The sequence below is a fragment of the Streptomyces sp. NPDC034037 genome, assembly GCF_055575715.1.
Map to the genome: position 1 here is coordinate 60,757 of NZ_JBVISC010000008.1, position 12,547 is coordinate 73,303.

The window sequence follows — 12,547 nt, forward strand, 5'->3', positions numbered from 1 at the left end:
TCTCGTTCCGGCCGCGGTCAGCCGCCGCCGCTGCCGCCGTCGCCCGAGCAGCCGAAGCCGTCCCGGTCCACGGCCTCGCTGCGGCTGAACGTGCCGTCGTCGGCGTAACGGCCGTCGACGTCGGCGTCGTAGTACCAGGCGGCGTCCGTGCGGCCCGACGTCCTGCCGCCGTGCGAGCCGGTGCCCGTCTTGCGGCCCTTGCCCGCGGAGGAGCCCTGGGAGCCGGTCTTGCAGTTCTTGTCGGCGACGATCCGGTAACCCCGGAAGCCGTCGTAGCTGTCCCGGTCCACGCAGCGCCGGTCCGGGTCCGAGCCGCAGGAGGTGAGGGTCGCCGCGAGGACGCCCATGCCGCCGAGCACGACGGTGCTGGAGCGGAGGCGCCGGGGCTTTTTGCGGGCCGCCTGGGCCTCGGTCCCGGTTTGGGCCCCGGTTCCGGGTTGGACCTCGGTCCCGGGTTGGACCTCGGTCCCGGTTTGGGCCTGGGCTTGGGCTCCGGTAGGTGCCTGGGCTCTGGTGGGTGCCTGGGCTTGGGGCTGCGTCTCTGTTTCGGGTGACGTTTTTGTCGGCTGCTGTATTCGCGCCATCCGTGCAGCGCCTCCCCCGTCGGTGCGTGTGATAGGCGGTCAGCCTAGTGGCCCGCCCGGCCGTCGCCCCTCGGGTCTGCCCCGACTTGCCGTCGTCTACAGTCACTTCGTGTCTCTTGGGATGTTTTGCGCACTCGGCTCAGCGGTCTGCTTCGGTACGGCCTCGGTTCTCCAGGCGGTCGCCACCCGTGCCACCGCGCCCGGCACCGGCTCCGGCGTCGACCCGGCGCTGCTGATGCGCGCCCTGCGCCAGTGGCGCTACCTCGCGGGCCTCGCGCTCGACGGGCTCGGCTTCCTGCTGCAGATCGTGGCCCTGCGGTCCATCCCCATCTACGCGGTGGGCGCGGCGCTCGCCGCGAGCCTCGCCGTCACCGCGGTGGTCGCCGCCCGGCTGCTGCGGGTGCGGCTCAGCGGCGCCGAGTGGGGTGCCGTCGCCGTGGTCTGCGCGGGGCTCGCGATGCTCGGGCTCGCCTCCGGGGACGAGGGGGAGCACGGCGGTTCCACCACCCTGCGGTACGTGATGCTCGGCGTCGCGGTGGCCGTGCCCGCGCTCGGAGCGGTGGCCGGGCGGCTGCCCGACCGGGGGCGGGCCCTGGCGCTGGGGCTCGGCGCGGGGTGCGGTTTCGGGGTGGTCGAGGTGACCGTACGGCTCGTGGACTCCGTCCGGCCCGGGGCGCTGCTGGCCAACCCCGCGACGTACGCCCTGCTGGTGGGGGGTGGGGCGGCCTTCCTGCTGCTGACGTCGGCGTTGCAGCGGGGGTCGGTGACGGCCGCCACCGCCGGGCTGGTGATCGGGGAGACGATCGGGCCCGCGCTGGTGGGCGTGGTGTGGCTGGGTGACCGCACCAGGGAAGGGCTGGGGTGGCTGGCGGTCCTGGGGTTCGCGGTGGCGGTCGCCGGGGCGTTGGCGCTGGCGCGGTTTGGCGAGGCGGGGGTTGCGGATGTTGCGGCGGGCGCGGGGGCGGGGCGGTGACTGGCGGGGGCCTCGCCGTTCCCGTGCCGGGGGCTTGGCTGTTGGTGGGGGTGGCTTGACTGGGGAGGGGTGTTCTTCTGCGGGAGCGTTGTGGTTGCTCGCGCCGTTCCCCGCGCCCCTTTTCCTGGGTTTCGCCGGGGGGCCGTCGTGTTCCTCGGCCCTTGGCGCGTCCGCTCGGCGCGGAAGTGTTCCTGCTGCGGGAGCATTGTGGTTGCTCGCGCCGTTCCCCGCGCCCCTTTCCCGGGGTTTCGCCCGGGCCCCGTCATGTTCTCCCGGCCGTTGGCGTGGGGTGCCTGGGCCGGGTCGTGTCGGTTCTCGTGTCCCTTTTCCGGGGGGCGCCGGGGGTTAGGGGAGGGTTCGGCATAGGGAGGTCAGGGCGGCCGGCCAGGCGTGGTCCGGGGGGGTTCCGTAGCCGACCACCAGGGCGTCCCGGGAGGGCGCCGTCGCCAGGGGGTGGCGGAAGCGGGAGAGGCCCTGGACCGCCAGGCGCTCCCAGTTGGCGGCCTGGACGACGGACTGCTCCGTGCCCGGGGGGAGTTCGATGACCGCGTGCAGGCCCGCCGCGATGCCCGTGGCACGGGTCTCCGGCGCGTGTTCGGCGAGGGCGGCCACCAGGCGGTCCCGGCGGCGCCGGTACCGCAGCCGCGCGCCCCGCACATGACGGTCGTACGCCCCGGAGGTCAGGAACTCCGCGAGCGTCAGCTGGTCGAGCGTGCCGCAGGACCACCCGGCGGCGTCCTTCTCGCCGAGGACCTCGTCGCGCAGCCCGGACGGCAGCACCATCCAGCCGAGGCGCAGCCCGGGCGCCAGGGACTTGCTGGCCGTGCCGAGGTAGACCACGTGCTCGGGGTCGAGGCCCTGGAGCGCGCCCACGGACTGGCGGTCGTAGCGGAACTCCCCGTCGTAGTCGTCCTCCAGGATCAGCCCGCCCTCGCGCCGCGCCCACTCGACGGCCGCCGCCCGCCGGTCGGGGTGCAGCGGTACGCCCATCGGGAACTGGTGCGCGGGCGTGAGCAGCACCGCCTTCGCGGCGCCCACGCCGAGCCCGGCCGTGTCCGTGCCGAGGCCGTCGAAGCCGAGCGGCGCGGTCCGCAGGCCCGCGCGGTGCAGCAGGTGCCAGTGGATGTCCAGGCCGTACGACTCCACGGTGACCTCCCGCAGCCCGCGCCGGCGCAGCACCCGGCCGAGGATCGACAGGCCGTGCACGAACCCGGCGGTGATGACGACGCGGTCGGGGTCGGCGCGCACGCCGCGCGCCCGAGCGAGGTAGCCGGCCAGGGCCTCGCGCAGTTCGACGCGGCCGCGCGGATCGCCGTACCCGAACGCCTCGTTGGGCGCCGCCGCCAGCGCGCGCCGGGCCGCCTTGAGCCACTCGGCGCGCGGGAAGGAGGCGAGGTCGGGGGTGCCGGGGCTGAGGTCGTACGTCGGCGCGCCCGCCGGCCTGCGGGCCGGGGCGGGCCGCACCGGCGGCGCGACCGGGCGTTCGGCGACCCGCGTCCCCGACCCCTGACGGGCGGTGAGCCAGCCCTCGGCGACGAGGTCCCCGTACGCGTCGGCGACGGTGTTGCGCGCGACGCCGAGGTCGACGGCGAGGGACCGGGAGGAGGGCAGCCGGGTGCCGGGGGCGAGCCGGCCGCCGCGCACGGCCTCGCGCAGGGCGTCGGTCAGGCCCTTGCGGACGCCGTGGCGCGTGGCGTCGCCGCCCGTTTCCAGATGCAGGTCGACGCCCAGAGTGGCCCACGATTCTCCCATGGAAATGGACCATACCGGTGGGCTACCGCGACCGTAGGGTCGGGGCATGACGACGAACGAGGACACCGCCCGGAACACCGCGGAGAGCACCGCCGCCAAGGAGTACGGCCACGAGCACAGCCCCCGCCTCGCCTGGGCCCAGCACGCCCCCGAGGTGTTCAAGGCCATGATCAAGCTCGACGCGGCGGCCCGTAAGGGCCTCGACCCGGTGATCTTCGAGCTGGTGAAGATCCGCGCCTCGCAGATCAACCGCTGCGCGCTCTGCCTGGACATGCACACCAAGGACGCGCTCGCGGCCGGCGAGAGCGTCGAGCGGATCGTCCAGCTCAGCGCCTGGGAGGAGTCGCGGCACTTCTACACGGCCAAGGAGGTCGCCGCGATCGAGCTGACCGAGGCGATCACCGTGCTCACCGACGGCTTCGTGCCCGACGAGGTCTACGAGAGGGCCGCGGCGCACTTCGACGAGGCGGAGCTGACGCAGCTCATCGCCGCGATCACGGTGATCAACGCGTGGAACCGCTTCGGCGTCGCCACCCGCCAGGTGCCGGGTCACTACAAGGCCGGTGACCACAAGTGACGCCGCGTACCGCCCAGTTGGACAAGCGGGTCGCCGGCGCCCTGAGCGAGTTGAGCGCCGCAGCCAAGCGCGGCCTCGGCGACCCGGTGCTCGCGGAGCTGGTCATGGTGCGGGCCTCGCAGATCAACGCGTGCGCGTTCTGTCTGGACATGCACGTGGAGATCGCCCTGAAGAACGGTGAGACGCCCAAGCGCCTCGCCCTGCTGAACGCCTGGGAGGAGGCCGGGGAGCTGTTCGGCGAGCGCGAGCGCGCGGCCCTCGCGCTGACGGAGGCCGTCACCCTCCTCACCGACCGGTTCGTGCCGGACGAGGTCTACGAGAGGGCCGCGGCGCACTTCGACGAGTCCGCGCTGGCCCATCTCATCGGCCTGATCACCGCCATCAACAGCTGGAACCGGCTGATGGTGAGCCGCCGTGTCGAGCCCGGCGGGTACGCCCCGTGAGCGCCCCGAGCCCCGGACACGCCCCGGGCCCCGCGAGCCCCGTCGACACGCTGCGCGCGCTGCACCACGGGCGGTCGCCCGGCGACCCGCTGGTCCTGCCGGGCCCCTGGGACGCGGTGAGCGCCCGGACCCTCGAGGAGGCGGGCAGCCCGGCGCTGGCCACGCCCAGCGCGGGGATCGCGCTGTCGCTGGGGTACGAGGACGGGCAGGTGCCGCCCGGGGAGATGTTCGCGGCGATCGCCCGTATCACCCGGTCCGTCTCCGTGCCCGTGAGCGCGGACGTGGAGGGCGGCTACGGCCTCGCGCCGAAGGAGCTGGTCGAACGGCTCCTGGCGGCCGGGGCGGTCGGCTGCAACCTGGAGGACTCCGTGGGCGGCGCGGGTGCGGGCCCGGCGACTGCTCTCAGGGACCCCGCCGCGCAGGCCGACTTCCTCGCGGAGGTGCGGGCGGCGGCGGGCGACCGCCTGTTCGTCAACGCGCGCGTGGACACGTTCCTCAGGGGCGAGCCGGACCCCGAGGCCGCGATCGCGCGGGCCCGCCTGTACGTGGCGGCGGGCGCGGACTGCGTGTACCCGATCCTGGCGCCGCCGCAGACGATTCCCGCGCTGCGGGAGGGCATCGAGGGCCCGCTCAACGTCCTCGCCCGCCCGGACGGCCCGTCCCCGCGCGAGCTGGGCCACCTGGGCGCGACGCGCGTCACGTTCGGACCGGGCCTGCTGCACAAGGCGATGCGGGCACTGGCGGAGCCGATCGGACAGTAACGGGTGAGTGGGTGGGAGACATCCGCCGCGAAGCGGCGGACCAGTCCCCCGCCCACCCCCGGAGGGTCACTTCGGGAGCCAGCCCCGCCACGTGTCCTCGTGCTCGTCGACCCACGCCTTCGCCGCGTCCTCGGGCGACATCTTCTTGTCGGCGATCATCAGGGAGACCTCGTTCTGGTCCTCCTCCGACCACCTGAAGTTCTTCAGGAACTTCGCCGCGTCGCCGCCGCTCTTCGCGAAGTCCGCGTTGAGGTACTTCTGGAGCGGCGTATGCGGATAGGCGCACTTGATCTTCGCCGGGTCGGCGTCGCAGCCCTCCTTGTACGCGGGCAGCTTCACCTCCGTCATCGGCACCTTCTCGAACAGCCACTGCGGCTTGTACCAGTAGGTGAGGAACGGCTTCTTCTGCTTGGCGAACTGCTCGATCTGGGTGATCTGCGCCGCCTCGGAGCCCGCGAAGACGACCTGGTAGTCCAGGTCCAGGTTCTCCACGAGGGCCTTGTCGTTCGTCACGTACGACGGGGAGCCGTCCATGAGCTGGCCCTTGTTGCCGCTCTCGGAGGTGCGGAGCCGGTCGGCGTACTTGTCGAGGTTCTTCCAGTGCGTGACGTCCGGGTGCTGCTTGGCGAAGTACGTCGGGACGTACCAGCCGATGTGTCCGGTCACGCCGACCTCGCCGCCGGGGACGATCGTCTTCTTGTCGTTGACGTAACGCTGTTCCTGCTCGGGGTGGCCCCAGTCCTCCATGATCGCGTCGACGCGGCCCTGGCTGAGGGCGTCCCAGGCGGGGACCTCGTCGATCTGGACCTTGTCGACGCGGTAGCCCAGCTTGTTCTTGAGCAGGTACTCGGCGACGGCGACGTCGGCCTGCGCGCCGACCCAGGACTGGACCGAGAGGGTCACGGTCCTGGCCCCGGCGGCGTTCGCGTAGGGCGACGACTGCTGGGTCATGTCGGCGGCGCCGCAGCCGGTCAGGGCGAGCAGCGCCGCACCGGCGGTCGCCGCGCTCAGTGCACGCGTACGTACGCGCATGTCACGCTCCCTTCTTGGCGCGGCGGGTCGTCGGCTGGGTTACGCGGTCGAGCATGAGGCCGAGGCAGACGATGGCCACACCGGCCACCAGGCCCGTCGCCAGGTCGCCCTGGGCGATGCCGAACACCACGTCGTAGCCGAGCGAGCCGCCGCCGACCAGGCCGCCGATGACGACGACGGCGAGGACCAGGACGACGCCCTGGTTGAGGGCGAGCAGCAGCGCCGGGCGGGCCAGCGGCAGCTGGACCTGGAACAGCTGCTGGCGGCCGGTGGCGCCGAGCGAGCGGGAGGACTCCATGGCGGCGGCGTCCACCTGGCGCAGCCCCTGGGTGGTGATGCGCACGACGGCCGGCAGCGCGTAGACGACGGCCGCGGCGACGGCGGGGGCGCGGCCGACGCCGAAGAGCGCGACGACCGGGATCAGATAGACGAACTGCGGCATGGTCTGGAAGATGTCGAGCACCGGGCGGAGCAGGCGTTCCAGGCGCTCGCTGCGGGAGGCCGCGACGCCGATCGCGAAGCCGAGGACGAGGGTCACGGCGACACCGGCGAGGACCTGCGAGAGCGTGTCGAGGGACTTGTTCCACACGCCGAGCACCCCGATCGCGCCCATGGCGGCGACGGCGGTGAGGGCGGTCTGCCAGGTGCCGATCACCCAGGCGAGGGCGGCGACGATCAGCAGCACCGACCACCAGGGCAGGCCCTGGAGGCCGTCGCGGACGGGGTCGAGGATCCAGGTGGTGAAGTGCCCGGCCCAGTCGGCGGTGCCGCCGACGACGGGCACGTCGGTGTAGAGGTGGTCGACCATCCAGTCCTTGGCGGTGTTGACCGTCGGGGCGATGTTGACGACCCAGCTCGTCGGCCAGTCGACGCGGTCCGCGAAGCGGGCGGCGAGCGCGGCGAGGAGCGTCACGGCGCCCGCGAGGGCCCAGCCCCGCCCGCCGCGCAGCGCGGAGGTGTCCTCGCCGTGGGCGCCCAGCCGCTCGCCGGCCGCGCCCGTGACGCGGTCCAGGACGACGGCGAGCAGCACGATCGGGATGCCGGCGGCGAGCGCCTGGCCGACGTCGACGGAGGACAGCGCCTGGTAGACGCGGTCGCCGAGGCCGCCCGCGCCGATCACGGAGGCGATGACGGCCATGGAGAGCGCCATCATGATCGTCTGGTTGACGCCGAGCAGGAGTTCCTTGCGGGCCAGCGGCAGCCGCGCGGAGAACAGGCGCTGGCGGCCGGTCGCACCGAGCGAGGTCACCGCCTCCATCACGCCGCCGTCGGCGCCGCGCAGGCCGAGCGCGGTGAGGCGGGCCATGGGCGGGGCCGCGTAGACGACGGTGGCGATGACGGCCGCCGGGACGCCCATGCCGAAGACGAGGGCGAACGGCAGCAGGTAGGCGAAGGCGGGCAGCACCTGCATGGTGTCGAGCACGGGCCGCAGGATGCGGAAGACGCGGTCGCTGAGGCCGCCCGCGAGGCCGAGCAGCAGGCCGAGGACGACCGAGGCGAGGACCGCCACGACCATCAGGGCGAGCGTCTGCATGGTCGGCACCCACATGCCGAGCAGCCCGCACAGGGCGAACGCGGCGGAGGCGGTGACGGCGAGCCGCACGCCCGCCACGCGCCAGGCGACGAGCCCGGCGGCGGCGGTCACGCCGGCCCAGCCGGCGGCGAGCAGGACGAGGTAGACGCCGCGCACGGACAGCACGATGGCGTTGCTGACGTGCCCGAAGAAGTAGAGGAACAGCGGGTGGCTGTCGCGGTTGTCGATGATCCAGTCGCTGGCCTTGCCCAGCGGCTCGGTCAGGTCGACGGTCAGGGCGTTCGGCCAGGCGCCGGAGGCCCACTTGGCGTCGAGGATCGAACCGTAGAACACGAGTGCCGCCGCGGCGACGGCGAGCAGCAGGAGCTTGCCGACGGCGCGGTGGCGCAGGAGCGCGCCGATTCCGGTGTCCCTGTCCCGCACGGGAGTCGAGGCGGTGGCGGTGGCCATCAGGCGACCACCTCGCCCGTGCCGGGGGCGGTTGGCGCGGGGGCCGTTCCGGCGATGGCCGGTGTGGCGGCCGGCGCGGGGGCGGCGACGCCCGCGACGACGCCGAGCAGGCCCGCGTGGTCGACCACGCCGAGGCACCGCTTGCCGTCCATCACGCGCACAGGGAAGCCGGTGCGGGCGACGGCCTCGATGGCCTCGGAGATCTTGGCCTCGGGGGCGAGGGCGGCGCCGCGGCTCTCGTCCTCGCCGGTGGCGGGCCGCATGGCGCTGCGCACGCTCATCACGTCGGCGCGCGCCACGTCGCGGACGAAGTCGCGGACGTAGTCGTCGGCCGGGGAGCCGACGATCTCCTCGGGGGTGCCGCACTGCACGACGCGGCCGTCGCGCATGAGGGCGATGCGGTCGCCCAGCTTGAGGGCCTCGCTGAGGTCGTGGGTGATGAAGACCATCGTGCGGCCCTCTTCACGGTGCAGGCGCACGACCTCTTCCTGCATGTCGCGGCGGATCAGCGGGTCGAGGGCGCTGAACGGCTCGTCGAACAGCAGGACTTCGGGGTCGACGGCGAGGGCGCGGGCCAGGCCCACGCGCTGCTGCTGGCCGCCGGAGAGCTGGCCGGGCTTGCGCTGCTCAAGGCCCTCCAGGCCGACCTTCGCGACGACTTCGAGGGCCTTCGCGCGGCGCTCGGCCTTGCCGACGCCCTGGACCTCCAGGCCGTAGGCGACGTTGTCGAGGACCGAGCGGTGCGGCAGCAGGCCGAAGTGCTGGAAGACCATGGCGGCGCGGTGGCGGCGCAGTTCGCGCAGCCGGGCCCGGTCCATGGCCAGGACGTCCTCGCCGTCGATGGAGACGGCGCCGGAGGTCGGCTCGATGAGCCGGGTCAGACAGCGGACGAGGGTGGACTTGCCGGAGCCCGACAGGCCCATGACGACGAAGACCTCGCCCTTGTTGACCTCGAAGGACACATCCCGCACGGCGGCCGTGCAGCCGGTCCGCTCCCGCAGTTCGGCGGGGCTCAGGCCGTGCAGGGAGGTGTCTTCCGGTATTCGTTCGGCGCGCGGGCCGAAGACCTTCCAGAGGTTCTTGACGGCGAACACGGGCCCTTCGGCGGGCGTCGTGGTCTCGGTCTCGTTCGTCATGGTGGCTTCGCTCATCGGCCGTCACCACCCAGCATCTCGGCACATTTCTCCCCGACCATGAGCACTCCGATCATCGGGTTCACGGCGGGCATCGTCGGGAAGACGGATGCGTCCGCGATACGGATTCCTGCCATGCCCCGGATCTTCAGTTCCGGGTCGACCACGGCGAGTTCATCACCGGAAGCGCCCATTCGGCAGGTGCCGGCCGGGTGGTACACGGTGTGGGCCGCCTTGCGCACCAGTTCGCCGATCTCGGCGTCGTCGGTGACCTCGGGGCCGGGGAAGACCTCGCGCTTGAGCCACTTCTTGAACGGTTCGGTCCGCGCGACCTCGCGCGCCAGCTTGATGCCGTCCACGAGGGTCCGCCCGTCGTAGTCGTCCTCGTCCTCGAAGTACCTGAAGTCGAGCGCGGGCTTGACCTCGGGGTCGGCGGAGGTGAGGTAGAGGCGGCCGCGGGCGCGGGACTTGGGGATGTTCGGCGTCATCGACACGCCGTGCTCGGGACGTTCGTAGCCGAGGCGCTCGGGGTTGTCCGTGAAGGGGATCTGGTAGAAGTGGAACATCAGGTCCGGGCCCTTGTGGTCCGGGTCCCGCTTCACGAACAGACCGGCGTCGGAGTCCATCGCGGAGTTGCCCGGGATCGGCCCGTCGGTCTCCCAGACGATGACCGACTCGGGGTGGTCGATGAGGTTCTCGCCGACGCCCGGCAGGTCGTGGACGACCGGGATGCCGAGCGCTTCGAGGTCCTTTTTCGGGCCGATGCCCGAGTGCATGAGCAGCCGGGGCGTGTCGATGGCGCCGGCGCAGACCAGCACCTCGCGGCGGGCGGTGAGCAGCGACTCCCCGCCGTCCTTGGCGCGGATGTGGACGCCGCGCGCCCGCTTGCCGTCCAGCTCCAGCCTGGTGGCCCAGGTCTCCAGGAACAGGTGGAGGTTCGGGCGGTCGCCGGCCTCCATGTGGGGGTGGAGGTAGGCGACCGACGCGGAGGAGCGCTTGTTGTTCTCCGGGTGGTAGGCGAGGTCGAAGAAGCCGACGCCCTCGTCGAAGGGCTTGTCGTTGAAGCCGACGACCTCGGGGACGCCGAGCGCGCTCTGCACGGCCTCGACCCAGTCGGTGGCGATCTGGTTCTGGTCCTTCTTGGCGACGCGCACGATGTTGTTGCGCAGCTTGCCGAAGTAGGGGTCCATGGCCTTGGCGTTCCAGCCGGTGGCCCCGGCCTCCTCCCACTCGTCCCAGTCGGACGGCAGCGGCTTGAAGGAGATCAGGGTGTTGTGCGACGAGCAGCCGCCGAGGACCTTGGCGCGGCTGTGCAGGATGTGGGAGTTGCCGCGGGGCTGCTCCGTGGTCGTGTAGCCGTAGTCGAGGTCGCCGCCGAGCAGACCGAGCCAGCGGCGGAGCGTCAGGACGTCCTCGCGGTCGATGTCGCTGGGGCCGCCCTCGATGACGGCGACGGTGACGTCCGGGTTCTCCGTGAGCCGGGAGGCGATCACCGATCCTGCGGTGCCGCCGCCGACGATGACGTAGTCGAACTCGGTTGCGGACGGGGGGTTTTCGGCCATGGGGTGGCTGCTCCTCTTCCTGCGAGGCCGTGCAAGGTGCTTGCGCGTGATCGGGTGCTAGCCCGCGAACCAGCGGACGGGGCGCGGTGCCAGGTTCTGGTAGACGTGCTTGGACTCGCGGTACTCGGCCAGGCCCGCGGGACCGAGTTCGCGCCCGACGCCGCTCTTGCCGAAGCCGCCCCACTCCGCCTGCGGCAGGTAGGGGTGGAAGTCGTTGATCCAGATGGTGCCGTGGCGCATCCGGCGGGCCATGCGGCGGCCGCGGCCCGGGTCGCTGGTCCACACGCCGCCCGCGAGGCCGTACTCGGTGTCGTTGGCGAGCGCGACGGCCTCGTCCTCGGTGGTGAAGGTCTCGACGGTCAGGACGGGCCCGAAGACCTCTTCCCGTACGACCTTCATCTCGCGGTGGCACTGGTCGAGCACGGTCGGCTCGTAGAAGTAGCCGGTGGCGGGCCTGATGTCGCTCGGCTCGGGGCGCTTGCCGCCGCAGCGCAGCACCGCGCCCTCCTCCAGGGCCGAGGCGACGTACCTCTCGGTCTTCTCGCGCTGCTCCCGCGAGACGAGGGGGCCGCACTCGACGCCGTCCTCGGTGCCGCGGCCGAGCCTGATCTTCTCGGCGCGGCGCGCCAGCTCGGTCACGAAGCGCTCGCGGACGGACTCCTCGATGATCAGGCGGCCGCCGGCGGAGCAGACCTGCCCGCTGTGGATGAAGGCGGCGTTGAGCGCCTGGTCGACGGCGGTGTCGAAGCCCTCTTCGGTGGCGCAGGCGTCGGCGAAGACGACGTTCGGGTTCTTGCCGCCGAGTTCCAGGGCGACCTTCTTCACGCCGAGCGCGGCGGCCTGGGCGACCTTGGTGCCGGAGAGGAGTCCGCCGGTGAAGGAGACCAGGTCGACGTCGGGGTGGTCGGCGAGGCGGGCGCCGACGGTGTGGCCGGGGCCGGTCACGAGGTTGGCGACACCGGCGGGCAGCCCGGCCTCGACCAGCAGCTCGATGAGCACGACGGTCGTCAGCGGGGTGATCTCGCTGGGCTTGACGACGAAGGTGTTGCCCGCCGCGAGGGCGGGGGCGATCTTCCAGCTGGCCTGGAGCAGCGGGTAGTTCCAGGGCGTGATCATCGAGCAGACGCCGACGGGCTCGTGCACGACGACGCTGTGGATGTCGTCGCTGCCCGCGTCCACGACGCGTCCGGGGCCCTCGCCGATGACCAGGTCGGCGAAGTAGCGGAAGGCGTCGGCGACGCAGTCCACGTCGACGCGGCCCTCTTCGAGGGTCTTGCCGGCGTCCCGGCTCTCCAGGAGGCCGATCTTCTCGCGGTCGCGTACGAGCAGGTCGGCGACGCGGCGCAGCAGCGCGGCGCGCTCGGCGACGGGTGTGGTGGGCCAGGGTCCCTCGTCGAAGGCCTTGCGGGCGGCGGCGATGGCGGCGTCCGCGTCCTGCGTGGAGCCCTCGGCGATCACGGCGAACGGCTTGCCGTCCGCCGGGTCGAGGATCTCGCGGGTGGCGCCGGAAGCGGCGCTCAGCCACTCCCCGCCCACGTGAATGGTCTGTTGTGCGGACACGTCCCGTTCGCCTTCCGTTCCCGTCAAATGTCGTCACTCGCGGTAGCCAGGCGCACCTGCCCCCCTGCGGGGAAACCATGCCTACGAATGGCTGAAAGTGCGCCGTGTCACTGTGCGGCGGTCTCGACCGGGTCGTCCGCCAAGTCCGGCTCGTCCTGCGCGGTGAGCCCGGCGATCCACAGCGGC

At 72.7% G+C, this 12,547-nt stretch carries 11 protein-coding genes; 4 read left to right on the forward strand and 7 right to left on the reverse strand.

All coding sequences use genetic code 11. The annotated features are described in order from the left end of the window. Positions 1–17: 17 nt before the first annotated feature. A complete protein-coding gene (locus ACZ516_RS26550; RefSeq protein WP_358589116.1) occupies positions 18–347 on the reverse strand; it encodes a hypothetical protein in 330 nt (109 codons plus the stop codon). Positions 348–705: 358 nt separating this feature from the next. Between ACZ516_RS26550 and ACZ516_RS26555 the strand changes: the two genes are divergently transcribed. Further along, positions 706–1,557 carry a DMT family protein gene (locus ACZ516_RS26555; protein ID WP_469012162.1) on the forward strand — a complete coding sequence of 284 codons (852 nt, stop codon included), beginning with the start codon at positions 706–708 and terminating at the stop codon, positions 1,555–1,557. Positions 1,558–1,902: 345 nt separating this feature from the next. Here ACZ516_RS26555 and pdxR read toward each other — a convergent pair whose 3' ends face one another. Beyond that, positions 1,903–3,309: a MocR-like pyridoxine biosynthesis transcription factor PdxR gene (gene pdxR / locus ACZ516_RS26560; RefSeq protein WP_469011915.1), complete on the reverse strand. Its 1,407-nt coding sequence runs from the start codon at positions 3,307–3,309 to the stop codon at positions 1,903–1,905. Positions 3,310–3,355: 46 nt separating this feature from the next. On the opposite strand from pdxR, the gene ACZ516_RS26565 reads away from it, so the two are divergent. The 3 genes from ACZ516_RS26565 to ACZ516_RS26575 are packed head-to-tail and all read left to right on the forward strand — an operon-like array spanning position 3,356 to position 5,090. Next, a complete protein-coding gene (locus ACZ516_RS26565) occupies positions 3,356–3,886 on the forward strand; it encodes a carboxymuconolactone decarboxylase family protein (RefSeq protein WP_469011917.1) in 531 nt (176 codons plus the stop codon). Continuing rightward, positions 3,883–4,329, forward strand: a complete 447-nt coding sequence (locus ACZ516_RS26570) for a carboxymuconolactone decarboxylase family protein (protein WP_358589094.1) — start codon at positions 3,883–3,885, stop codon at positions 4,327–4,329. The genes ACZ516_RS26565 and ACZ516_RS26570 overlap by 4 nt, the downstream gene beginning before the upstream one ends. Continuing rightward, positions 4,326–5,090 carry an isocitrate lyase/PEP mutase family protein gene (locus ACZ516_RS26575; RefSeq protein ID WP_469011918.1) on the forward strand — a complete coding sequence of 255 codons (765 nt, stop codon included), beginning with the start codon at positions 4,326–4,328 and terminating at the stop codon, positions 5,088–5,090. The genes ACZ516_RS26570 and ACZ516_RS26575 overlap by 4 nt, the downstream gene beginning before the upstream one ends. A 66-nt stretch (positions 5,091–5,156) precedes the next feature. Here the strand turns inward: ACZ516_RS26575 and ACZ516_RS26580 are convergent, their stop codons facing one another. The 5 genes from ACZ516_RS26580 to ACZ516_RS26600 are packed head-to-tail and all read right to left on the reverse strand — an operon-like array spanning position 5,157 to position 12,361. Beyond that, the gene (locus ACZ516_RS26580) at positions 5,157–6,122 is read right to left on the reverse strand and encodes an ABC transporter substrate-binding protein (protein WP_469011919.1); all 966 of its coding nucleotides are present in this window, start codon (positions 6,120–6,122) and stop codon (positions 5,157–5,159) included. Position 6,123: 1 nt separating this feature from the next. Next, the gene (locus tag ACZ516_RS26585; protein ID WP_469011921.1) at positions 6,124–8,106 is read right to left on the reverse strand and encodes an ABC transporter permease; all 1,983 of its coding nucleotides are present in this window, start codon (positions 8,104–8,106) and stop codon (positions 6,124–6,126) included. Then, positions 8,106–9,257: a quaternary amine ABC transporter ATP-binding protein gene (locus ACZ516_RS26590; protein ID WP_469011923.1), complete on the reverse strand. Its 1,152-nt coding sequence runs from the start codon at positions 9,255–9,257 to the stop codon at positions 8,106–8,108. Before ACZ516_RS26590 ends, ACZ516_RS26585 begins: the two co-directional genes overlap by 1 nt. Then, positions 9,254–10,801, reverse strand: coding sequence for a GMC family oxidoreductase (locus tag ACZ516_RS26595; RefSeq protein ID WP_361085679.1), 1,548 nt, complete (start codon positions 10,799–10,801; stop codon positions 9,254–9,256). Before ACZ516_RS26595 ends, ACZ516_RS26590 begins: the two co-directional genes overlap by 4 nt. 57 nt (positions 10,802–10,858) lie before the next feature. Further along, a complete protein-coding gene (locus ACZ516_RS26600; RefSeq protein ID WP_361085676.1) occupies positions 10,859–12,361 on the reverse strand; it encodes an aldehyde dehydrogenase family protein in 1,503 nt (500 codons plus the stop codon). Positions 12,362–12,547 lie beyond the last annotated feature (186 nt).